This window comes from Paenibacillus sp. FSL R5-0473 (assembly GCF_038004565.1).
In the GTDB taxonomy this organism is placed as follows: Bacteria; Bacillota; Bacilli; order Paenibacillales; family Paenibacillaceae; genus Paenibacillus; species Paenibacillus amylolyticus.
The window spans coordinates 773,973-796,552 of sequence record NZ_JBBORL010000001.1; the positions used below are offsets into that span (position 1 = coordinate 773,973).

19 protein-coding genes are annotated in these 22,580 nt (G+C 46.0%); 9 read left to right on the plus strand and 10 right to left on the minus strand.

Going from position 1 to position 22,580, the window contains the following annotated elements:
• Positions 1 to 22 precede the first annotated feature (22 nt).
• Positions 23 to 682: a hypothetical protein gene (locus tag MKY28_RS03435; RefSeq protein ID WP_076252844.1), complete on the minus strand. Its 660-nt coding sequence runs from the start codon at positions 680 to 682 to the stop codon at positions 23 to 25.
• Between the two features lie 356 nt (positions 683 to 1,038).
• Between MKY28_RS03435 and MKY28_RS03440 the strand changes: the two genes are divergently transcribed.
• The 3 genes from MKY28_RS03440 (at position 1,039) to MKY28_RS03450 (ending at position 4,052) form a co-directional block, all read left to right on the plus strand.
• Positions 1,039 to 1,308, plus strand: coding sequence for a hypothetical protein (locus MKY28_RS03440; protein ID WP_076252843.1), 270 nt, complete (start codon positions 1,039 to 1,041; stop codon positions 1,306 to 1,308).
• Between the two features lie 199 nt (positions 1,309 to 1,507).
• Positions 1,508 to 2,545 (plus strand): ROK family protein, encoded by a 1,038-nt coding sequence (locus MKY28_RS03445; RefSeq protein ID WP_340934910.1) that lies wholly within the window; start codon positions 1,508 to 1,510, stop codon positions 2,543 to 2,545.
• Between the two features lie 307 nt (positions 2,546 to 2,852).
• Complete coding sequence (locus tag MKY28_RS03450) at positions 2,853 to 4,052, plus strand: MFS transporter (protein ID WP_340937814.1); 1,200 nt, start codon at positions 2,853 to 2,855, stop codon at positions 4,050 to 4,052.
• Between the two features lie 198 nt (positions 4,053 to 4,250).
• On the opposite strand, the gene MKY28_RS03455 is transcribed toward MKY28_RS03450, so the two are convergent.
• Positions 4,251 to 4,856, minus strand: a complete 606-nt coding sequence (locus MKY28_RS03455) for a DedA family protein (protein ID WP_169483162.1) — start codon at positions 4,854 to 4,856, stop codon at positions 4,251 to 4,253.
• 712 nt (positions 4,857 to 5,568) lie between these two features.
• Here MKY28_RS03455 and MKY28_RS03460 point away from each other — a divergent pair.
• The 4 genes from MKY28_RS03460 to MKY28_RS03475 all read left to right on the plus strand — a co-directional run bounded on the left by MKY28_RS03460 (position 5,569) and on the right by MKY28_RS03475 (position 10,535).
• Entirely contained in the window at positions 5,569 to 5,871 is a 303-nt protein-coding gene (locus MKY28_RS03460) for an AbrB/MazE/SpoVT family DNA-binding domain-containing protein (RefSeq protein ID WP_051449997.1), read from the plus strand.
• Positions 5,868 to 6,203 (plus strand): type II toxin-antitoxin system PemK/MazF family toxin, encoded by a 336-nt coding sequence (locus tag MKY28_RS03465; protein WP_340934913.1) that lies wholly within the window; start codon positions 5,868 to 5,870, stop codon positions 6,201 to 6,203. The genes MKY28_RS03460 and MKY28_RS03465 overlap by 4 nt, the downstream gene beginning before the upstream one ends.
• A gap of 299 nt (positions 6,204 to 6,502) precedes the next feature.
• On the plus strand, positions 6,503 to 9,670 hold the full coding sequence (locus MKY28_RS03470; RefSeq protein WP_340934915.1) for a GNAT family N-acetyltransferase: 3,168 nt from the start codon (positions 6,503 to 6,505) through the stop codon (positions 9,668 to 9,670).
• The gene (locus MKY28_RS03475; RefSeq protein WP_237177071.1) at positions 9,657 to 10,535 is read left to right on the plus strand and encodes an amidohydrolase family protein; all 879 of its coding nucleotides are present in this window, start codon (positions 9,657 to 9,659) and stop codon (positions 10,533 to 10,535) included. The genes MKY28_RS03470 and MKY28_RS03475 overlap by 14 nt, the downstream gene beginning before the upstream one ends.
• A gap of 169 nt (positions 10,536 to 10,704) precedes the next feature.
• Here MKY28_RS03475 and MKY28_RS03480 read toward each other — a convergent pair whose 3' ends face one another.
• Positions 10,705 to 11,661 (minus strand): phosphotransferase family protein, encoded by a 957-nt coding sequence (locus tag MKY28_RS03480; RefSeq protein WP_340934917.1) that lies wholly within the window; start codon positions 11,659 to 11,661, stop codon positions 10,705 to 10,707.
• Positions 11,662 to 11,758: 97 nt separating this feature from the next.
• Here MKY28_RS03480 and MKY28_RS03485 point away from each other — a divergent pair, with 97 nt between their 5' ends.
• Positions 11,759 to 12,922: an iron-containing alcohol dehydrogenase gene (locus tag MKY28_RS03485; RefSeq protein WP_340934919.1), complete on the plus strand. Its 1,164-nt coding sequence runs from the start codon at positions 11,759 to 11,761 to the stop codon at positions 12,920 to 12,922.
• 154 nt (positions 12,923 to 13,076) lie between these two features.
• On the opposite strand, the gene MKY28_RS03490 is transcribed toward MKY28_RS03485, so the two are convergent.
• A complete protein-coding gene (locus MKY28_RS03490; protein WP_340934921.1) occupies positions 13,077 to 13,502 on the minus strand; it encodes a hypothetical protein in 426 nt (141 codons plus the stop codon).
• Between the two features lie 276 nt (positions 13,503 to 13,778).
• Here MKY28_RS03490 and MKY28_RS03495 point away from each other — a divergent pair, with 276 nt between their 5' ends.
• Positions 13,779 to 15,836 (plus strand): methyl-accepting chemotaxis protein, encoded by a 2,058-nt coding sequence (locus MKY28_RS03495; protein ID WP_051449996.1) that lies wholly within the window; start codon positions 13,779 to 13,781, stop codon positions 15,834 to 15,836.
• A 100-nt stretch (positions 15,837 to 15,936) separates the two neighbouring features.
• Here MKY28_RS03495 and MKY28_RS03500 read toward each other — a convergent pair whose 3' ends face one another.
• The 6 genes from MKY28_RS03500 to MKY28_RS03525 form a co-directional block, all read right to left on the minus strand.
• Positions 15,937 to 16,323 (minus strand): RidA family protein, encoded by a 387-nt coding sequence (locus tag MKY28_RS03500; protein ID WP_047843941.1) that lies wholly within the window; start codon positions 16,321 to 16,323, stop codon positions 15,937 to 15,939.
• Between the two features lie 19 nt (positions 16,324 to 16,342).
• Positions 16,343 to 17,719 carry an amidase gene (locus MKY28_RS03505; RefSeq protein ID WP_076252836.1) on the minus strand — a complete coding sequence of 459 codons (1,377 nt, stop codon included), beginning with the start codon at positions 17,717 to 17,719 and terminating at the stop codon, positions 16,343 to 16,345.
• Positions 17,720 to 17,912: 193 nt separating this feature from the next.
• Positions 17,913 to 18,944 (minus strand): ABC transporter substrate-binding protein, encoded by a 1,032-nt coding sequence (locus MKY28_RS03510; protein ID WP_340934925.1) that lies wholly within the window; start codon positions 18,942 to 18,944, stop codon positions 17,913 to 17,915.
• 34 nt (positions 18,945 to 18,978) lie between these two features.
• On the minus strand, positions 18,979 to 19,845 hold the full coding sequence (locus tag MKY28_RS03515) for an ABC transporter permease (protein WP_127549961.1): 867 nt from the start codon (positions 19,843 to 19,845) through the stop codon (positions 18,979 to 18,981).
• Complete coding sequence (locus MKY28_RS03520; protein WP_036617567.1) at positions 19,845 to 20,621, minus strand: ABC transporter ATP-binding protein; 777 nt, start codon at positions 20,619 to 20,621, stop codon at positions 19,845 to 19,847. Before MKY28_RS03520 ends, MKY28_RS03515 begins: the two co-directional genes overlap by 1 nt.
• A 241-nt stretch (positions 20,622 to 20,862) precedes the next feature.
• Positions 20,863 to 22,542 (minus strand): PucR family transcriptional regulator, encoded by a 1,680-nt coding sequence (locus tag MKY28_RS03525; RefSeq protein WP_340934929.1) that lies wholly within the window; start codon positions 22,540 to 22,542, stop codon positions 20,863 to 20,865.
• Between the last annotated feature and the right edge of the window lie 38 nt (positions 22,543 to 22,580).

Genomic DNA, 22,580 nt, shown 5'->3' on the forward strand with positions numbered 1-22,580 from the left:
ATTTCTTTCTCATTGTTAATAACTACTTAGTTACTGATTCTATTTTCTTAATGAATTCTTCTTCGTTGAGCACTTGGGTGTTAGTCGTTTCATTGAGATTTAAAGTATGGTTATTCTCAATATCATAAAGTTCTTTGTCAATATAACCTAATTTTTCAACATTGTTATTTCTAATATTTTTATACATATTAGTCTCTTCACCCAGTATCCAATAAAGGTTTGGATATTCTTTTGCCACAGAACCAACAGCTTTTTTCAAGAATAGAATATATTCTTCATTTTCTTGGAATAACGGATTATCATTAAACAAGACTTCATTATTACCTTGTTGCATGATACTAATAGTTTCTGATACTAGTGTAGGGTCACTTTTTTGAGTACTTAGAATTTGAGCATTAAATATACTTTTAGGGACAGGTTCGGTAAGTTCACCAAGGTTTTCACGTAATACTACTTTGACAATTAAATCGGCTTGTTTAACCCCATCCTCGAAGGGAAATACCTCTAGTTGACCTCTGAAGGTTTTCTTTTCATTCGTTTCTTGAATATTAATAGGTCCTGAAGTCTGAGCATCCCCATTAACGACTGTCCCTGAATTCCTTTGATCAAGTGTACCTGAGTAAATCATTCCACCTGTCATTAAAGAGAGTATGACTGTTGAAAAAACTAATTTTTTATTCATAAAGCTAACCTCCAATCAAAATTTATGTTCTTTCCAATAATTAGACAGTGGAATTTATTGAAATGTTTCAAATATGTATATAAAAAATTGAATTAATGATTGTTTTATGTTGGAAATCTAAAATAATAATACTTTATAAAGCCGCATTTGCTTCTGGCAACGTCAAAGTTTTCATTTACACAAAAATCTTGATGCTACCTGCTACACATGCAAAGCTTAAAAATTACTATAAATTCAGTCAAATAGATGATTACTTTTAATAAACAATGATGTGAGTAGGAATACAATGGTACGTTCTCACGTACCACATCTTTTCTAGTGAGATGTTACCCTCTCCTTAACAAAGGAGTGGTGACATGACAAGTACCAACAGCGAAGACCTGAGTTCACAGTACGCACAACACATTGAACAGGAAGACGACTACGTTAACCAACTGGTCACATGTAACAAACTCATATTAGACGCCATGGACATCATCGCAAAGCAGGCAGGTGTGCTAGAGATGGATACCGTGAAACAAGCAGCGTATCACCTTCATGCCATGGAACAGGATCTGAACCGAAAGTTATTTGAAGTTCGACTGGAGAAGAGCATCTTGGCAAATCAAATGAGCCAGTCTACATAAAATCACCTTAACAAAAGGACAGCGCAGGATCATACAAGATGATCTTGCACTTTCTTTTTACCTTCCCGTCCAAACGATTTTTGCTCCCAATTAAGCATTGACTTTCCCCACAAATCCCCCTAAACTTCAATTATTAAAATACTTTTAAAAACTTTCATTGAATGGTTCGAAATGAACGAAAGGAGGCATATAACTAACCATGTTACCTACATCACACAACACCCAACAGGTGAAGCGCATTAATGTCGAACTGGTGAAGAACACGCTCCGATCCATGGGAGTAGGCACGAAGGCTTCGATTGCGAACCTGACAAAACTCAGCGTCGCAACATGCGGCACGATCCTTAACGAATTACTCCAAACGGGTGAAATTATCGATCTGGGCCCGGATGAATCGAGTGGGGGAAGACCTGCGAGTCGGTATCAGTTCAATGCGGACTACGCAAGCGTACTGTGCCTGATTATTCGAACAGAGGGTGGCATTCACTCGATCACACATACATATGCCAATCTGAACGGAGAGATGGCGGATGAACAGACACTCTTTTTGGATGAGATTAATGTAACGGTGGTAGAGGATCTAATTGCAAATCTGATTGAACAACACCACAATGTGCAGGCGATTGGTATCGGTATACCTGGTGTGGCGCACAACGGCGTGATTGGCATTTGCGACGTACCGGAGCTGATGTATCAGCCACTCGGGCCAAGGCTTAAGGAGCAATATGAAGACGTGGAAGTGGTCATTGGCAACGACATGAACCTGACCGTTTACGGTCTGTACAACCAGCAGCAATTTGAGGAAGAGAAGAACTTTGCGGTGGTGACTTTTCCGGAGAACCATTTTCCGGGTGCAGGTTTTATCATTGATGGTCGTCCGCTGACAGGGAATACGCAATTTGGGGGCGAGGTGTCCTTTTTACCTTTTGGCGTGTCACGAGAAGAGCAACTGCGAATGTTGAAAACGACGGAAGGGTTGCAGGAACTCGTCACAAAGACGCTTGTATCCATCATCGCGATCATTAACCCCGCTACGATTGTGGTTACAGGTGATACAATGGACCCAGCTATGCGGGATGGACTGACGCAAGGTTGTCTGAATCATCTAATTCCACAGGAGCATATGCCGGAGTTGATCATCCAAAGAGACACGCGCCGCGAATATGTGACTGGGCTGGTCGCGGTGACGCTGGAGAGCCTGACCTACCGCATTCAGGTGGTTGAGAAGCAGTGGTAAAGGAAAAAGGAGCTTTTACGAGTATTCTATTTTTAGGAATAAAGCTTAACCATGTTTCCTGCCTCAAATGTACAAATTATTGACACGATAACGTAGAGGGCAGAACCAATCTGAAGAACGCCTTTATCACTGTATTTTCACCTTTAGGAACAATTCAAAAAAATACAGGGATAACAGCGGTCGGAAGATGGTACTGCAATCGTAGTTATAACGTGCAATCATTTTCCTGAACACACTGGAGGAACTTATTTTGAATCAGCAAGCAGGTACGCAAGGGAACAAACGAAAGTTCAACAAGCTGTACGCCATGCAGCTGGCAACAATCTTTCTGGGATTTATCGTATTTGGCATATCGGAAAATATTAAGGGGCCGGCCATTCCGCGCATTCAATTCGACTTCAATCTGGATGAGAAACAGCTCGGGACGTTATTGTCCCTGAACGCACTGGGGTACCTGATCGCCTGCTCCTTCACGGCTATTCTGGTTCGCAAATGGGGCATCAAGGCGGTTAGCATCATTTCGTTTGCATCGATGATCTTATCGGGTGTGTTCATTTACATGTCTCATAACTATCCACTCTTTGCTTCATCGTACTTCTTCATGTACATCGGTAACGGTATGCTGGAGATTGCTTTGGCGATTCTGGGTGCGCGGATCTTTGTGAAAAACACAGGTACGATGATGAACCTGTCTCATTTCTTCTATGGGCTGAGTTCAACGGTAGCACCTTTGCTGGCGACGGGTGTGATGTCTTTGCGCGTGTTTGGACACGAACTGGACTGGCGCGGCATGTATCTGGTGATGCTGTCACTCTGTCTGCTGCCGATTATTGCGGCGCTGCGCAGCAAATTCCCGGGGGACGATCTTCCTCATGAAGATCGGACTTCACTCAAGACGTTAACACGTGATCCTGCCCTTTGGCTGATGGTGCTCATTCTTTCTTTTGGCGTGGTATCGGAACTGGCGGTTGGGGGTTGGCTCGTTAACTTTCTGGAGAAAGCCTATACGTGGGATACGGTCAAAGCATCTGGGCTTCTGTCTGCGTTCTTCCTCAGTTTCTCGCTGGGACGCCTGCTGCTTGGTCCATTGACGGACCGAATCGGATTTGTATTGTCACTGATTCTGTTCTCGGCTTTCTCGGGAGTATGTACGTTCGTTGCGCTTGCAGGGGGAGAACGACTTGCGATTTTCTTTGCGATATCTGGCGCGGGAATAGCGATGATCTATCCAACAGTTATGGCATTTATCGCACGCAGATATCCGAACGGCAGTGACACCGCGATTACATTCACGGTTACCTTGATGGGAGTGGGTAGTGTCATCGGTAACTATGTGATTGGCTGGGTGATTGAGGGCGTGAAGAATTTGTACGGTTCAACGACTCAGTTGGGACTGCTGCGCGGACTTCAGGCGGGATATGGATTCATTGGTTTATGTGCGGTGATCTGTGCGGCATCGGGTGTAGTGTTGTATGTGTATTTGAAAAGAAGGCAGGAATTGATTTAGTTATCAATTGAACTGATAAAGCCCCACTGATCGCCATGATCGGTGGGGCTTTGCATATGAATATACGAGTAGATTAGTACGGTATATCATCTATCACTAGTATCTTAACAAATCATAACCACGGGTCATGTAGAATAAGGACTTTTTTTCATCATATACCAGCCACTTTACTATACAGTCTGAATTTCCTCAACAAGCCTATGACTTGTTCAAAGCCGTTCTTCTTTTCCAACGTTTCAAAAGCACGTACAATCCAAAAGCACCTAAGAAAATCACCGCTGCCGGAACGATATAAGGTTTAACAATCTCATCCACATGCTCCCATTGAGAGCCTAATTTGAAGCCTAGGTAGATATACAATGAGGTGATCGGAAGCATGGCCAAGAAGGTAAAGATACTGAACTTAAACACATTCATCTTTGCCATTCCACATGGGATGGAGATCACGGTCCGAATACCGGGTACAAAACGTCCATAGAAAGCTACCCCGCTGCCATATTTCTCGAAGAACTTATCGGAAGCGTCTAGATGGTGGGGGCGAATCAAGAAATACTTGCCGAATTTTTCGACCATCGGCCTGCCGCCGTATCGTCCCAGGGCATACAACGTCAGAGGTCCAAACGTACCACCTACGGTACCAGCCAGAATAGCCAGCCAAAGCTTCATATCCCCAAGATACACCCAATATCCCGCCATTGGCAGTACAAGTTCAGCAGGTACGAATTCAAACGACAAGGCAATAACCAGACCTGCGTATGACAAATCTTTAAAAAAGAGTATAAATTGCGTGATCCATTCTGTCATGCTTTCCCTCCATGAATCTATCTTTTTTATATATAAAAGAAACACTCCTGTACAAAGAGTAACAATAGCGAATAGAGCTTGTCAAAGTTCACATGGATGTCCTTTTCAGGGCACACTGCGGCAATATGTTTACCCATACATAAGGGTTGAATGGATTCATTGACACTTCATACGGAAGTGGATACCGAAGCAATGATATATTATTCTCTGAAAATGCTTCCAATTATAGTATGATAAAACTATCACTAGCTTCTTCACCATCCTGTACATAAAGAGAAGGAGATCAGAACATGACCGTAACTTCGATTATCGACCAGATCCATATTATTGAATACGCCCCCTCTTACGCTACTGTGCGCAAGACCGTGGAGGCCGGATGGCCGACGGGAGTGTGGTTTTGATTTCTTTGACTATACGTGGAAAAAGGGAGATGTCTCCATGCGGGCTGCATTTGAAAAGTCGGGTCGCGGGCTGACTGCCCTCGAAACACCGGATTACGAAATCTCTACAGAGGTTGATGATCATGATCTGGTTTTCGGTTCCAGCTATAAGGTTCGCTATCGCATTAAGAACACTTCTGCGTCCGAACTGGCAGTCGAGATCAAGGCACATTATACAAGGGTAAGCTACCGAGGGACTATAGCTCCAATGTATCCTTTTATTGTTTCATGTATATCATATAGATATACAACTGTAGGGAGGTGAGGTATAATTGGAGCATCAATCAAACGAAAGGCGTGGGATTGCCATGACTACAGCCACACTTAGCAAATGGGGAAATAGCAGTGCAATTCGCATTCCTAACCAATTGCTTAAGCGTCTAAATCTGGAAGAAGGCTCGGAAATCGAGATTTTGGTGACAGAAGATAATGAATTGTTGTTGCGTCCAAAAACCAAGCCTGTAGAGTCCAATGAGGAACTACGTAACCATCTAAAGACTTTGCTCTCTAAAGTGAAACGGGATACAAGACATGAAGAAATAGACTTTGGTACTGAAGGGAACGAGTTACTTTGATTATTCCCAAACGAGGCGATCTGATATGGCTTGACTTTGATCCTCAAGCGGGTCACGAGCAAGCCGGGAGACGACCGGCTATTGTTCTATCGGAACTTGAATTCAATGAAACAACGGGTTTTGCCGTTGTATGTCCCATAACGAGCCAAGCCAAGGATTATCCTTTTGAAGTTACACTACCAGAAGAGCTGCCATTTTCAGGTGTTGTTTTGACGGATCAGTTGAAGAGTCTTGATGTGCGGCAACGACGTATCCAAATTGCGGGGCATGCCGAACCAACCTCTGAATTTATGAAATCAGTTCTACGCAATGTCCGTTCTATATTGGCATAATTTAAAATTAGTAGCTGATCATATTCCTAAATCCACGTCTAACTAAAAGACGTGGATTTTTTCTTTCATGCCTAAATAGATTCGTCCATCCTTGACGCTTCTAACAAGAGCTTCCGAAAGGCACATATAAGTTGGAAAGAAAGATTTTTAATTCTCTGAAAATGCTTCCATTTATAGTATGATAAGACTATCGCTAGCTTCTTCAAACATGGCCTGTATTATCTCTGCGGCTATCGGGCAAAGGCCATATCGAAAGTTCACAAAGACCATCCTATAGATAAAGATAAGGAGATCCAAATATGACAGTAACTTCGATTATTGATCAAATCCATATTATTGAATACGACCCCTCTTACGCTGCCGCACTCGCGGATATGTGGAACCGTAGTAATGAAAGCTGGGGAGGGGGCACCAACCTTAGAACAGAGGAAACAGTTCGCCGGGAGATGGAGAGTTCGTCCAATCTTTATGTGTTTCTAGCCGTTCATGAGAAAGAGGTTGTTGGCTTCTGCAGTTTTGCTCATTACCGCTATGACGAGAGAGCCCTATATGTACCGTTGCTTAACGTACGCCCCGACTATCACGGTTATAAGGTTGGACGTAATCTGATCCTGAATGCTGTGCGCAAGACCGTAGAGGCCGGATGGCCCCGCCTGGATCTGTTCACATGGGCAGGGAATACAAAGGCTGTACCGATGTACAAGAAATGTGGATTCTTCTGGGAGAAAAAAGATGATAATGTACATCTGATGAATTTCATCCCTACCATTTTGCAGACCGAAGCACTTGCTCCATATTTCGAGGAGTTGGATTGGTATGCAGACAGCACGCGTGAACTCGTGGTCGAGCCGGATGGCCGACGGGAGCGTGGTTTTGATTTCTTTGACTACACGTGGAAAAAGGGAGATGTCTCCCTGCGGGCTGAATTTGAAAAGTCGGGTCGCGGGCTGACTGCCCTTGAAACACCAGATTACGAAATCTCAACAGAAGTCGATGATCATGATCTGGTATTCGGTTCCAGCTATAAGGTTCGCTATCGCATTAAGAACAATTCTGCGTCCGAACTGGCGGTTGAGATCAAGGGTGAGGATAACAAAAACATTCGATTTGCGCTGGACATTGCACAAGCAGTCGCTCCGGGAGAAACCATCATCGTGGAAGGTGAGTTTCACCTTGATCCAATTACAGAGGAACAGAATAACAATAAGACTCATCCCGTGGTTGTCAGCACATGGTTGATTGGCGGTAAGAAAGCGGAGTTCAGGTTAGGTATTGCCCCGAAATTCCCGGCCAAGATCAAGACCATCTTGCCTGTGAAGGAACTCTATCCAGGCATCCCGGCGGAGTTGGTTCTGAACGTGGAAAATAATGTGGATGCCGAAACGGAGTTCAGCTTGGACCTGCCAGAGGATGAATTCCTGGAATGGGCGGAGCGTTCGGTGCGCTTTACGGTGCCTGCCAAAGGTAAGATGTCTGTGCCAGTGCCTTTCACCTTGCGTTCATATGGTCTCTATTCCCAAGAAGTAGAAGTGACGGCTGTCCCAGTGGGGAACCATGCGATCTCTTTTACAAGCAAACTTTCTGTACTGATGAAGGGAATCGAAGGGAAATATGGCGGGCAGATTGAGGATCAATGGGTGGCTGTTAACGGCGCATTCTCGCTCCATATGAACAAGCAAGATAATAACATGTGGATTGAATACCCGGGCTCCCGTCATTCGTTCTGGTGGACTTATCCGAAGCTGGGTAAGCCGTTTGCCGAAGAGTTATCCAAGAAACAAGCAAAAGAAGTGAATATTTATCCCGAAGGGGAACGTCAGGTTCTTGAAGCACTGTATGACTCGGAGGATTTCCCTGGCTTGCAGATCAAGTCGGTGGTCAAGCTGTCTGCGAATGGAATCGCCGAATTCCACCATGAGGTTGAAAATACACGAGATACTGCCTGGGAAGAGGACCTGTATCTAATGAATAACTTTGGGTTCTATGGTAGCAGGTTAATCCTTCCTTATCAGGGGCGCTTCGTGGATATGGGTGATTCTTACGCTGGCGATCCGAGCCATTGGAATAGCTCACAGATTACGGAGAACTGGCTGTTCTGCAAAGAAGAGTATGGTGCCAGCGGTATCTATTGGGACCCTTCTCTGAAGCTGCTTCGCCCGGAATACACGCTGGGGTTGCAGCATGAGCTTGGCCGTATTGCCGCAGGAGCCGTTGTACGGACCAAAGCAACTGTATATGCTTTGAACACGTTTGCCAAATGGCATGATTTCCGTGCGTTTGCACGTAAGCAGCGTAACCCGGTCATTCCGTTGCTGGACAGTCATCTGGATCTGACACTAAGTGAGGGGAATCCATTTGCACCAGACGAGCTGCAAGCAACGTTGACTGAACACAAACTGGTTCCGCTTGCGGGCAAGCTGGAGCTATATGTGCAACAGGGTGGCGAACCGGAGGTTATGGCAAATGCTAAGGAATTCAGTCCGGAGCAGAACCTAAACTCCGCCAAGCTGACATTTTCACCAGACGAAGCGGACCGAGACCAGCACGTGAGTGGTTGGAAAGTTCGTGGGCTATACCGGGGCGAAGATCGGATTCAGGAGCGAACTGCCCTTTGGTTCCCGCAGAGCGGAACAGAGGTGAAGCAGAAGATTGAAGAAGGTTCTGCTGGACCTTTGTACACTGTAGACAATGGAGTGTTGTCGATCGCTGTTGCTCCTGTATTCGGGAGTGTAGTACATTCCCTGCAATATGCAGGAGAAGAATGGCTGGATAGCTCGTACCCTGAACCGGCTCCACGCTCGTGGTGGAATCCGTGGTATGGCGGGCTGGGTGTCGGGGTTCCAGGCATGAATGGTTTCAGCCGCCAGTTGGAACAAAGAGCCGCTTCCTGGACAGAGCAGAAGGATCAATACGGCAACGTCTGGAAGGGTATAAAGCTGACCACCCGGATTGAGAAGCATGAAGCGAATCGTGGAATCACGATCCACCAGCATTATCTGATGCTGCCCGGTGTTCCTGTGCTATGCACGTTGCTTGCCGTAACAAACGAAAGTGGCCTGACGCTGACGGATTACTCGCTTGCGGAGGAACGTTTCCTCCAGCCTTCATCTGTATTTGCGGAAGGTTGGATAGAGCAACCGGGTAAAGATCGATTCCCGCTGGGCAAGGTGGATGTGGGCCTGCCACTTGAAGATCTTTTGCGAGTAGGATCGGTTTCGCGTGAAAACATGCTGCATGCGGTCCATCGTTACCCGAATCAGAGTGCATGGGGGTTTGCCAATAATCAGGTGACTGGTCTGAATGTTCATCATCATCTGACACTCCAGCAGGGGGAGACGGTCTGGACGGAGCCGACGTATCTGGTTCTGGGACCAATCCCGCTAAGTTCACCGGATGTGCAGGACCTTCTCAAACTTAATTTTGCAACTTCTACCGATGAAAAGGAGGCTTCACATGCCGATCATTGATATTCATATTCACCTGTCGGACATCGACAGTTTTCACCGAACAGCGATTGATCTGTCTAAAGTGGATTACTCTGCCGCTGGTCTTAAAGCGGAGTTTGATAAAAACGACGTCATTATGGGTATCGGAATGGGGGTTACGGAGCAGACGAAGGGAGCGTTCCCGGATTCCAGTTCCCCTAACCCGATGGGACTTGATCTGGAAGAGAAGGTTCCGTCATTCCTCATGGAATGTGTGGGGATCAATCCTAATGCGTTAGACGGTAAACACGCTCAGGACGAGCTGGACCGGATTGAAGCAAGACTGCAATCCCCTGAAGTAGCCGGAATCAAACTCTATGCCGGATACTATCATCACTATGTGTATGACAAAATCTATACTCCGGTCTATGAACTCGCAGCCAAGTACAACCTGCCTGTCGTGATTCATACGGGTGACACTTACTCCATGAATGGATTACTCAAATATTCGCATCCGTTGACGGTGGATGAATTAGCCTTGCAGCAGCGTGGTGTGAACTTCATGATCTGTCATCTGGGTGATCCCTGGGTGATGGATGCAGCTGAAGTGGTGGCAAAGAATCCTAACGTGTACGCGGATTTGTCTGGTCTTGTGGTGGGGGATCGGCCTCATTTTGAACGGTTCATGAACGAACCTTTATTCATGGATCATTTCCGCCGGGCCTTGGTCTATTCGGATCATTACGAGAAAATGCTGTTTGGCACCGACTGGCCGCTTGCGCCCATCGATCTGTATGCCGAATTTGTCCGCCGACTTGTACCGGAACAGCATCATGATAAAGTCTTCTATGAGAATGCCTTCGGGCTGTTTCCGCGTATTGGACAGCGGATTGCCGATCTGGGGTAGAACCTAAGTACCGAATTATTAATATCTGAGGGGATGTAAACCATCCTGTTATGGAAGCATGCGATGGTTATATTGAATCCATGTGATGTAAGCTCCTGCCACTTTGCTGGCAGGAGTTTTTTTATCCAGGAGAACAAGGCATTCATCGTACGTCTAATCTGATGAGGGATTAGGAGAACAAAGGTTGAGTCACCATTTTCATATACCTTTTTAAGTCGTTTTCTGCATGTGGGTATTGTTCCCAAACCCCAAGGTTCCAACTCATATAACGAATGCCGAGATATCGGGATGCCAGAGAGAAGTACTTCTCGAATTGATGTTGTGAAATATCGTATCCGTGAGAACTTAGGGACTCCCGATAGATATCAACTTGTTTCAAATGTGTACAGCGCAGAGGGATATCAAAGAACAGGGAGCCATACCTTGCTTCCTCCCAATCGATAAAATAAACATCCTCATTCTTGTGTACCAATACATTGCCAGGATTCAGATCATTATGAATCATCGTATGTGTGTGCTCATCTTCGATGAGAATTTCAAGATCATCTACAATATGATCTGCTACAGCTTCAATTTCCGAAATGAGCGGTGATCCGAATTCCTCAATGAATGATGGACGTTCTATGGCGGTGTTCCACAACGGTCTCCAGCGTCTTTCCATCATTTCGATGATATGAGATCGATCCACAATAGGTATCCATGGCAGTTCTTTTTTCGACCCCATATTCGTTCCATGTATGTAGGCCAGTGCTTGTAATTCTTTATTCTGAAGCAGGTCTATATCCAGATGACTATAATCGGTTTGGTAGTCCACATCCTGAATGCAGATCAGACTGCGATCTTGAGTATGAACTTCATTTGATAGACTATAGGGTACATTGGCTCCCTGTAAAAATAATCTGGACAAGGCAGAGTGTTCAATGAACGTGGCCTTCTTTGTTACGTAAGAAATATCCTTTTTCACTCCATTTATAAGGAATTCAATGTGATGTCGAAGCAATTCAACGGCTTGAGATCCGGCACCGATTGGGTTACTTTTGATACTTAGAATGTGAATATCCGAGGATACATATTGATTAATGGTTTGTTTTATTAATTGTTGTAATGTGACAGACTCCATACTCATTTGTTATCTCCTTCTTGCCTGTATTTGTTTTTGCGAATAAAGAGAACTATAATGGTGGATGCACAAAATTTCAGATTTCTTTGGAGGAACATACGTTATGAGATCTTTTCAGTTTTATAATCCGACCCGGCTGATTTTTGGCAAAGGGCAACTTCAAGCACTACAAACCGAAGTTCCAAAATACGGAAAGCGTATTTTGCTTGTATATGGTGGTGGAAGCATCAAACGTAGCGGGCTGTACGATCAGGTAATCAGCCAGTTGAATGAAATCGGAGCAGAGATTACGGAACTGGCTGGTGTGGAACCGAACCCTCGTCTGTCTACGGTTCATAAGGGTGTAGATCTATGCAGAACACATAACATTGATCTGGTTCTTGCGGTTGGCGGCGGCAGTGTGCTTGACTGCGGGAAAGCCATCGCAGTAGGAGCCAAATACGATGGAGACATGTGGGATGTTGTTGTGCGCGAAGCAACCCCAGAAGGCGGCCTTCCACTGGGTACAATTCTAACGATGGCAGCGACAGGCTCCGAGATGAACAACGGTTCAGTAATAACCAATCAGGACACGCAGGAAAAATGGGCATGGTTCAGCGAGTATTCTTTCCCGGTGTTCTCCATTCTTGATCCGGAGTACACATACACCGTACCACTGGATCAGACTGTATACGGCATGGTAGACATGATGTCTCATGTGTTTGAACACTATTTCCATCTGGATACGAATACACCGGTCCAGCTTGGATTCTGTGAGACGATTCTTCGTACCGTTATTGATACGGCCCCTCGTCTGATTAAAGATCCAGAAAACTATGAACTGCGTGAAACCATTCTCTACTGCGGAACAATGGCGCTTAACGATGTCCTGAATATGGGTCTTGCCGGAGATTGGGCTTCTCACAATATAGAACATGCTGTATCGGCTGTGTATGACATTCCTCATGGGGGAGGTCTTGCAATCCTCTTCCCACACTGGATGAAGCATAATCTGGATGTGGATGTAGATCGATTCAAACGTATGGCCATTAATGTATTTGATATTAATCCTACTGGAAAGTCGGACAAACAAGTGGCTGAAGAAGGGATTGAAGCGCTGCGTACATTCTGGACTTCGATTGGTGCCCCTAGCCGTCTGGCGGACTATGACATCGACGACAGTCAGATTGACGTAATGGCTGATAAAGCGATGCGATTTGGTCCGTTCGGATTCTTCAAAAACTTGCAGCGTGAAGATGTAGTACAAATCTATCAAGCTGCACTGTAATTGTAAATCTTACAATCACTTTGTATAATGAGTCACATTAAACAAGGACCTTCCTGTAATACATAGGAACGTCCTTGTTTTTTTATTATGACATCATATCTTATGCGCTCCACCGTGTATCTGGACTTCAATATCATGTGATCCCCTTTTCGAATTAATTCTTCGGTTCAACTACGGCTTCATTGACAGGGGTATCCTTTCGTTTCAGATACATCTTGCTTGGACGATGCAAGAGCACGATGAGCAGGGCGAAGAGATGAATCAGGGTGAACAGGTTACTCTCATTTGGAATGGCAACGAATAGCGCCAGACTCAGAAACGTCACGGTGAGCTTGAACTTTCTTTTGGTGATGAATATAACAGCGAGCAGGCTGGGACCGATGATAAACAACATTCTGGCTAAGATTACGCCAGAGGCGTAAGCCAGATCATCTCCTTTACGTAAGAAACCCAGATAGGCCTCCATGTTCTGGTTGAAGTCAATGAGGAACACGATAAAGGACACAATCACGTAGATCAGTTTCACACTCAATAAAATACGCACGACATTTAATAGCGTAGGTAATGCTGTTTTTGCCATATCACTTCTCCTATTCGACTTTTAATAAAGTAGGCATTTTCGGATTCAATGCGTCGTCCCTCTTCCTGCACGATATGTATTTTATATATTATACGATGTTGATGTTATATTTTGTATTAACCCAAAGTCTTCATTTTCCAATCGTTTGCAGTGGCCTTTGACCTAGTATAACTGGCGAAACAGCTTACAGATTATTTGATATCGACCGATATAAAGTAGATACATAGAATTTGGACTTCATAATGATGAAAATGAAAATGGATGGTGAATGTAATCATGGTATTTAGCAAGGCAAGAGAACGCATGCGCAACATGTCGTTCAGAGTCAAACTGCCACTTATGATCAGTCTGCTGGTGTGTATCGTACTGGCGGTAACTGCAGTAGTATCCTACACTGTAGCGGCTGTCATCACACTCGACAAAAGCAAAGATGAGATTAAAGCAACCTCGGACCGGGTGGGGGCAGGTTTGTATGCTTCACTAAGTTTGGAAGAACAATCCACCTTTTTGATCACAACACATCGGACCTTCCAGGATCTGCTGGAGATTCGAAATACGGATGGACAGGAAGGGGAGAATTTTTTCTCGGAAAACAATGAACTGCTGGATAAGGCAAGTGGTATTCTTGCGGACAGTCTGGCAGGTATGGAAGGTAACAACAGTCTGATTTTGTTGGATCGGAATGGCATTATTATTGCAGCGAATGATCCGGCAGTTATCAAGGCGGAACGCGGAGATCGGGCATATTTCCAAGAAGCGATTCAGGGTAAAAATGTGATTAGTGAAGGGATTGTAGCCAAGTCCTCAGGACAACTAGGTACGGCTTTTGCCATGCCAATCTACAATGAGAATCAAGAAGTACAGGGAGTGCTCGTATCTGCAGCATCCACCTCGTTCTTCGTTAATCAGCTACAAAATATCAATATTAATGATGAGGGAAAAGTGATCATTCTGGACCGTGTAGGTACGGTCATCTACGATTCAGCGGATGAGAAGTTGGCAGGCCAGAAGATGGAGTCCGGCGAATACCAATCATTGATAGATCTTGCTCCTGGCGCTGAACTACAGCAAGGGGATATTAGCACAGATGAGAAAGTGGCGTATTACTCCAAAATACCAAGATCAGACTGGACCGTCGTTGTTGAAGATAAACTGAGTGATGTGCAGAAGCCTTTGCGTGCGATGGCAAAACAGATGTATATTGTTCTGTTTAGTGCTATTGCGGTCTCCGTCGTAGCGGGTATTCTGATCTCTTTGCTGGTAACCAGACCAATTACAAGACTAACTGTGTTGTTCAGACAGCTTGCTGACGGCGATCTGACGGTGCAGGCTCAAGGTAAATATAGCGGAGAATTCAAACAATTGGTGGACAGCTTCAATACCATGGCAGCAGGCAATAAACAGCTGATCTCCAGCATGAACCATTCCATCGGCATCCTGAAAACTAGTACATCCGAGCTGGAACAGTCCACTCAGCAAACTTCGACCACGATTGCCGAAACAACGACAACAGCATTTGAGATTTCACGAGCGATGGAGTCCCAGGCCAACGATACGGAAGCCATTGTGGACAAATTCATGAATGTTGGTAACAAGATTGCCAACGTGAATGGAATGTCACAGGCAGTGAAGTTCAAGGCAGATGAAATTACGGATGCATTCAAAAATAATCATGAAGTTATTGATGCACTCATTGCGGTGAACGGGCAGAACGAGATTGAAGTTGGCAACATCTCCAAAATTACAGTGCAACTCGCCGAAAGCTCCTCGGGCATTCACCAGATTACAGGTACGATTGCCGAAATCGCAAATCAGACGAAATTACTTGCGTTGAATGCTTCGATCGAGGCGGCGAGAGCTGGTGATCAGGGACGTGGCTTCGCAGTCGTTGCTTCTGAGATCCGCAAGCTGGCAGAGCAGACGACAGCTCAATCGGAGGATATCAACCGAATTGTAATGCAGACCATTGATCACGTGGAGCAGAATAACCGAAGTGTTCAGGCTATTGAAGCGATTGCGGAACAGCATAAGAGCAGTGTTAGCCAGACCAAGGAGACATTCAATTTTGTCACCGAGAATATGAATGAGATGATGAGCCAGGTTCAGGCTATTGCCACGGAGATCGAATCCATTGAACGTGATAAGGATGACGTCATTGGGGCTGCACAGAATTTGTCTGCTTCCGGTGAAGAGGTGTCGGCTTCTGTTGAGGAAGTCACAGCAACAATGCAGGAACAGTCCGGCATGACGGAACATTTGACAGATATGGTGCAGAGAATCGATGGACTGACCAAACAACTTGCCGAAGAAGCATCTCGCTTCAAAACAAAATAGGAATACGAAAAGAAACCCGTTTTTCAAAAGAGAACCGGGTTTCTAGAACAAAAAGAGCACCTGTACCCATCTATGGCTACAGGTGCTCTTTGGTGATGTGTTATTCTCCTCGAATGGAAGGCGCATACGCCAGCACTTCCATTTCAATTAAATAAGGGCCTAAACCGCTGAATACGGTAATACGGGCGGGATAGGGTTGTTTAATCATTCGCGCATACACTTCGTTGTATTCGGGTTGATCCTCGACTCGGGCCAGATGAGTGGTTACCTTCACAATATGATCGAGTGTAAGTCCGGCTTCTTGCAGGATCACCTCAATATTACGAATGCACTGCTCCGTCTGCTCCTTAATGCCGCCAATGGGCTCAAGCGTCTGTGGATCGACACCTACCTGACCTGCGACGTAGAGGAAATCTCCTGCGCGGACAGCATGGGAGAAAGGAAGCGGGAACTTGGGTGCTGCACTTGCATGTATGATGGTAGACATCGTAGCGGTCATTCCTTTCCTAATGAATGTGTATGATTGGTGTTAACTGATGCCAGTTCGTAGCCTGCTGATAATGATGAGCGATGGACAACAGGCGGTCTTCTCGCATGAGTGGACCAGCAAGCTGCATGCCGATAGGTAATTGCTTCCCTGAGGTGGTATCAAACCCGATGGGTACGGTGATGGACGGTAGACCCGTATTGGTGAACGGTCCGTTAAAAATCGGGCTCCCCGTCTTGTAGCCGTATGGGGCCACATAGGGTGTTGATGGAGTCAATAACACATCCACTTCATCGAAAAGCATCATCATCTCGCTCCGGAATATCGTTCGGATGCGTTGTGCCTGCAAATAATCAACGGCACTCGTCTGGTAACCGAGTTCAAGCTGCTCCCGCATCGTGTGGCCGTAACGATCAGAGGCTTCCGCGAAGCGTTCCTGATGGAAGGCGGCAGCTTCTGCCCGCATAACCGTACGATGAGCAGCAATGGTCTCTTCCATATAAGAGGGCAGGTCAACTTTCTTCCATTGCATGCCCAGCTTCTCAAGCACAGCGATTGCCGACTCTACCGCTAACAAGATCGCTGGTTCATCGGTTTGGAAGAAGTTGCTCGGGAGACCGATCACCATTTCTGAAATAGGATGCTCAAGAACATTTTTTAAGTCTGGCTTGCCATAAGGAAGCGTGAAGGAGTCCAGCTCATCTTGCCCGGCCATTGCTTCCAGAACGATTGCGTTATCTTGTGCGGACCGAGTGAATGCGCCAATATGATCCAGGCTCCAACTGGCTGTGATGACACCATTACGGCTAACTCTGCCGTAAGTGGGTTTCATACAGGTTAATCCGTTGTAAGCTGCGGGTCTAAGCAGAGATCCAAAGGTCTGTGTCCCGAGTGTGAAGGAAGCCATGCCAGCCGCTACTGCAGCGGCAGAGCCGGAGCTGGAACCGCCCGGGGTATGTTCTAAATTCCATGGGTTGCGGGTTGGTGGTTCTCCTCCCTGAAAGGCGTATTCCGTCGTTGTTGTCTTGCCGAGCAGGATAGCTCCTGCAGCTTGCAACTTATCAATCACTGTTGCATTCGTTCCGGGTACGAAGTCTGGAAAGGTACTTGATCCAGCGGAGGTGCGTATGCCAGCGGTATGGATAATGTCTTTGGCTCCATAGGGAATACCATGCAGAGGACCGAGATATTCGCCATTCATCAGTTTTTGTTCAGACTCTCTCGCGGCCTGCAAAGCCTGTTCGGCGGTGACCGTAACAAAGGCTTGCACAGAAGGCTCTACTTTCTCAATGCGATTCAAATAGGATTTTGTAAGCTCAACAGGAGATATCAACTTATTTTTAATCAGTGTTGCGGCTTCAGCAATCGTCAGCTCGTTAAGTGGTTTCGTAATCATCGCAGAGGCACGCTCCTATGCGGGGGATTGGGCCCTACTTCTTCTGGCAACTTGAAGTTTCGAATCAGCTCTAAGTCTGCTGTAAATAGGGCAAGCTCCTCGCTTGTAATAACTCCGTCCGCATATTTGGCGCTTTCTGTACGGCGGTGTGTGAGATAGTCGTCCTGGTTCAGAGTAATCACCCTTTCTCTCTCTATTTGGTGGTGAAGCTTGAATCGATAATCTCCTCGTAAGCGAGGTCTTCCTTCAGATTGCCGATGAAGCGTTGCATGTCGATTGCGGTCTCGAAGGCTGATTCATTGATGAGCCCCTCCGCAGGATATACCTTGCTGTCGATCATGCGTTGTACCGCTTGCTCCACGACGTTTTTGTCCAGATTCGGAAATTCCTTCACGGCAACTGCTTTTGCGCCTTCAGGATTCGATTGAATGTAGTCCAGAGCTTGCTCAATAGAGGTGACAAAGCGCTGGGTGAGATCAGGATTCTTTTCAATGAAGCTTGCAGTTGTATTCATGGTTGCAAAGGCAAAGTCAGGATAATCCTTCGTAAAATCATGGACAATATGCAGTCCCTCAGCAATGCCTTGATCCAGCTGCGGCTCGTAAACGATGGCAATGTCGGCTTTGCCGGCTAATACAGCACCAAGCTCGGAGCCATTCTGAACCTCAGTGATCGTCACATCCTTGTCGATATCGATGTTATTGTCAGCGAATAGTTTCTGCAGTAAGCTGTTCGAACTTGTAGGTGCCAAGCCCACAACGATGGTTTTACCTTTGAAATCCGCTGTCGAGTTCACGGTTACTCCTTCTCGCGCAACTGCCCATACTGGAGCACTGCCGGATAGAAGGACCAGTGAGCGAGCATCTCCGCCCTTTGCATTAGCAAATGCGACATGCTCAGGACCATGGAAGGAGAACGCCGACTCGCCTGAGATCACCGAAGACAATGCTGTTGGACCGCTTCCGGCAGCACGGATGGAAGATAGCTCAATGCGATTCTCCTCTAGAAAACCTTGGTTGTTCGCTACATACAAGGGAAGGTAGAGCAGGTTGTGATACACCTCGGAGACCATAATTTTGTCCACCTGCGTATTTGCTTGCCCCCCGCTATTAGATGCACCTGCACCACTCGCGGGTGTTGTGGCATTGCTTCCGCATGCACTGAGCAGTGTAGTCAAAATAACCGTCATCGTTGCTAGAAAAGCTATCTTTTTGAATGTACGCATTAGTCATCAGTCCCCTTTAATCGTTGTAGGTCAGCTATACAGATGTGGATTTGCTGCTGGTCTTGTTGTCATTCCATGGAAGGAGACGGGATTCGATATAACCGACACAGGTGTAGAGGAGCATGGCGACCAGCATAAGCATGAACACGCCGACCCATACGGCCGGAAGGTTGAACAGGTTACCTTCGACGAATACCATGTGTCCAAGTCCTTTATCTGAAGAGATGAATTCTCCACCTACAACAGACACCAGTGCCAAACCGATATTGATCCGGAAGGCCGAGATGATCCATGGCAGAGAGGAAGGAACGATAATTTTGCGGAAAATTTGTGATTTCTTTGCACCGAAGGATTTCATCAGATTAATCTGGGATTCGTCGATTTGATGCGTCGCTTGGTAGGCGGATAATAGCGCGACGATAAATGTCGCCACGGAGGCCAGAGCAATTTTGGAGAAGATGCCTGAGCCAAACCAGATGATAATCATGGGAGCAAGTGCGATCTTCGGAATACCGTTCATCGCTACAATGAATGGATCGAGTACACGGGCAACGGACTTGGAATACCACATGAGCAGTCCTGCCAATGATCCGATTAAGCTTCCGGCTACAAAGCCGATAACGGTGGCATTCACCGTTGCAAACGCGTCTGTAAGCAGTTGTCCTGAGCTAGCCATGGTGATGGCGGCATCAAGAATGGCGCTTGGTGATCCCATGAGGAATCCGTTAACAAGTTTCAGACGAACGGCGGATTCCCAGATCACCAGGATGACCGCTACAATAATGAACCGCCACAGCATCGTCATCAGCCATTCTTTGGAGAAGGTGGGCTGTCTGCGTTTGCTTTTCGCAACTCCAGCAGGCTTTCCGGCAAGGGTAATTTCAGGTGATGTGCTCTTCATTAGCTGATCCTCCCCATTTGGATATCAAGCTCTGACCAGATCGATTCAAAATACTGTTTGAACTTCTGGTCGGAGCGGGCTTTCAGTGCTGAGCCATATTGCGAGGCGAGACCAATGTCATACACCTGCTTCACAGTTGTTGGTCGTTTACTCATAACGGCAATGCGGTCGGAGATGGCGATGGCTTCCTCAATGTCATGCGTGATCAGGACGCCTGTCTTGCCCTCGGATTTCAGGATAGACAAGATCTCATCCTCCAGAATGAGTCTGGTCTGATAATCAAGTGCGGAGAAGGGTTCATCCAGTAATATAATATCGGGCTGGGTAACGAGGGTACGAATGAGGGCTACACGTTGGCGCATACCGCCTGATAGTGTGGAGGGATAGGCTTCTGCGAATGAGGCCAGGCCATAGCGATCCAGATAATCCATGGCAATATCGCCGCGATCCTTTTTGGACATGCCCTTCACTTCCAAGCCTAGCGTGACATTGTCCAGGATGCTTCTCCAAGGAAGTAACAGGTCCTTCTGCATCATATAACCGACATGTCCGGTGGTCTGATCGATCTCTTCGCCACAGACGATAACCTTCCCATTTGTCGGCTTAAGCAGACCTGCGATAATATTGAAAATCGTACTTTTGCCGCAACCGCTCGGTCCCACGATACTGAAGAACTCCTGTTTCTTGATTTGCATCGAAACCTCAGCCAGGACCTGAATATCTTCTCCGGTTGCACTGACAAATGATTTGGATACGCCTTGTATTTGTATAGCCATGATAGGTAGCCCCTTTCCTACAGCCTGATGTTTTTTCGTTTCTTGATGTAATTTGATGTTAATTAACATGACATTAATGGATATATTCCTAATCATATAGACTGTTTGCATCATTGTCATTAGTTACTCTGAACATAAAAATAGAATTAAATCAGTTAAAATGCACAAATGAAGATTGAACGTGAATTGAATATGAAAAGAAAACAAAAGAACGTGTCATTATACATGACACGTTCTCGATTTAAGACGTATGATTAGCTTCACTAGGGGCTGGATTAACATTCAAAAGGGACTCAAGTGCGAAGGCAAGTCGGAAGCGAAGGCTCTCCATTGGGTCCTTAATGTTCCTGCCGGTTAGTTTCTCGCATTTCTCCAACCTATAGATCACTGTATTGCGATGTACAAAGAGCTCTTTGGCTGTATCGACGATCTGGCAATGATTCTCATAGAAGGAGGACAAGGTTTTCATCAGTTCGTTGCGCTCGTTTGGATCTCGGTCGTTGAAGGGCTTAAAGGTTTCATGATGGAACTGCAGCATCTCATCGTGGGGAATCATGCGCAGCAGACGGCTTATATCCATGGTTTGATAGGAATGAGCGAAGCGGGTCTTTCGCATCTGATAGCCGGACTGGAGCGCCTTGACTGCTTCTTTATAGGAGAGTCCAATATCCAATACATTCGTGTAGGAATTACCTATGCCGAAGGATAGGCTGAGCTGCGACTCTGTATACAGATTGATCGCCATCCGCTCAAGCTGCTGAACAACGGTGTGTTCGTCCCAAGACGTTTCAGCCAAAAAGACGAGTATGCCGAACTGGTCGTTCTTAGTAAACATGACAAAGGAGAGATCCAATCTGGCGAATTCCTGTTTAATCAGCTCATAATTAGCGTCTCGTTCCGAGATGAATCGCTCTTCCCCAGAGGGAGTAGAGTTCTGCTTAGGTATGCCCGCTAAGGATTCATCCTTTTTGGCAACGATGAGAACAGAACTTCCTTTGGCTTGCAGCCCATATTTCTTGCCGCGATGCAGCGCTTCTTGTTCCGAACGAATGAAACCCTGAATGAGATCGGAGAAATATTCATTTTTGTAACGGCGGGAGCGCTCCTTGACGGCTTGCTTCTTGGTTAACTCGAGACCGATCACATTGACGGCTTGCTCCAGTGCCAGAGTGGAGAGTTTAGAGGTTGCGGAACTGTCGTATAGTGCGATCAAATAACCCTCGTGCCGATCCGTGAAGATGGGATGAAGCTCGGCGTGTCGATATTTATCAGCAGTAAGCAGGCAGATCGAGATTGCGGTGTGGAAGGAAGGGTGCTCATCTATAAATGTCAGTATGGGCGCGGCAAGAGACAGGTCATCCATCTGTTGTGCATAATGGGAGCTTGCCGTAATCTGCTTCTTCGAACCAAGCAGTAGTACAGGTGAGGATAGCAGTTGAGACAACGTATCTACGATGGATGGTATGCCTTTTCCCTGCATGACCATCGTGGAAAATTGCTTGTGAATAGACAAGGCATAATGTAGCTCATGGGTTTTATTCTGAAGGATGGCACTAATCGAATGTTGAAATATCTCACCGAGTGTATTGTCAATCTCAGACAGTTCGATGATTGGGAAGCCCAGCCTGTCGGCTGTCTCAAGCAGTTGCGGAGATAATTCAAGAGAGAAACGCTGAGTCTTGACAGCAAGCGCCGCACAGCCAATAGTATGCATGTCTGTAATGAATGCAAGATGAGCATCAGGACGCTCTTTCAAGATATAACCGTTGGTCAGCAGCATATCTCCCGCCTTCAGGAATTGGACAATATCTGGCGCATCCATAATATTAATTGATTGCACCAAGCGATCTAGTCCGCGATGTCCTGCAATAACCTTTGCTTTGGAGAGAATGGGGATATTCAATAACTGTTGCAGATCCATCTTCAACCCACTCGCTTTCATAATAATATGTTATAAAA

Coding starts and splice junctions, on each gene's coding strand:
- MKY28_RS03435 (WP_076252844.1), bottom strand. CDS start 682: ATGAATAAAAAATTAGTTTTTTCAACAGTCATACTCTCTTTAATGACA.
- MKY28_RS03440 (WP_076252843.1), top strand. CDS start 1,039: ATGACAAGTACCAACAGCGAAGACCTGAGTTCACAGTACGCACAACAC.
- MKY28_RS03445 (WP_340934910.1), top strand. CDS start 1,508: ATGTTACCTACATCACACAACACCCAACAGGTGAAGCGCATTAATGTC.
- MKY28_RS03450 (WP_340937814.1), top strand. CDS start 2,853: ATGCAGCTGGCAACAATCTTTCTGGGATTTATCGTATTTGGCATATCG.
- MKY28_RS03455 (WP_169483162.1), bottom strand. CDS start 4,856: ATGACAGAATGGATCACGCAATTTATACTCTTTTTTAAAGATTTGTCA.
- MKY28_RS03470 (WP_340934915.1), top strand. CDS start 6,503: ATGACAGTAACTTCGATTATTGATCAAATCCATATTATTGAATACGAC.
- MKY28_RS03475 (WP_237177071.1), top strand. CDS start 9,657: ATGCCGATCATTGATATTCATATTCACCTGTCGGACATCGACAGTTTT.
- MKY28_RS03480 (WP_340934917.1), bottom strand. CDS start 11,661: ATGAGTATGGAGTCTGTCACATTACAACAATTAATAAAACAAACCATT.
- MKY28_RS03485 (WP_340934919.1), top strand. CDS start 11,759: ATGAGATCTTTTCAGTTTTATAATCCGACCCGGCTGATTTTTGGCAAA.
- MKY28_RS03490 (WP_340934921.1), bottom strand. CDS start 13,502: ATGGCAAAAACAGCATTACCTACGCTATTAAATGTCGTGCGTATTTTA.
- MKY28_RS03495 (WP_051449996.1), top strand. CDS start 13,779: ATGGTATTTAGCAAGGCAAGAGAACGCATGCGCAACATGTCGTTCAGA.
- MKY28_RS03500 (WP_047843941.1), bottom strand. CDS start 16,323: ATGTCTACCATCATACATGCAAGTGCAGCACCCAAGTTCCCGCTTCCT.
- MKY28_RS03505 (WP_076252836.1), bottom strand. CDS start 17,719: ATGATTACGAAACCACTTAACGAGCTGACGATTGCTGAAGCCGCAACA.
- MKY28_RS03510 (WP_340934925.1), bottom strand. CDS start 18,944: ATGCGTACATTCAAAAAGATAGCTTTTCTAGCAACGATGACGGTTATT.
- MKY28_RS03515 (WP_127549961.1), bottom strand. CDS start 19,845: ATGAAGAGCACATCACCTGAAATTACCCTTGCCGGAAAGCCTGCTGGA.
- MKY28_RS03520 (WP_036617567.1), bottom strand. CDS start 20,621: ATGGCTATACAAATACAAGGCGTATCCAAATCATTTGTCAGTGCAACC.
- MKY28_RS03525 (WP_340934929.1), bottom strand. CDS start 22,542: ATGGATCTGCAACAGTTATTGAATATCCCCATTCTCTCCAAAGCAAAG.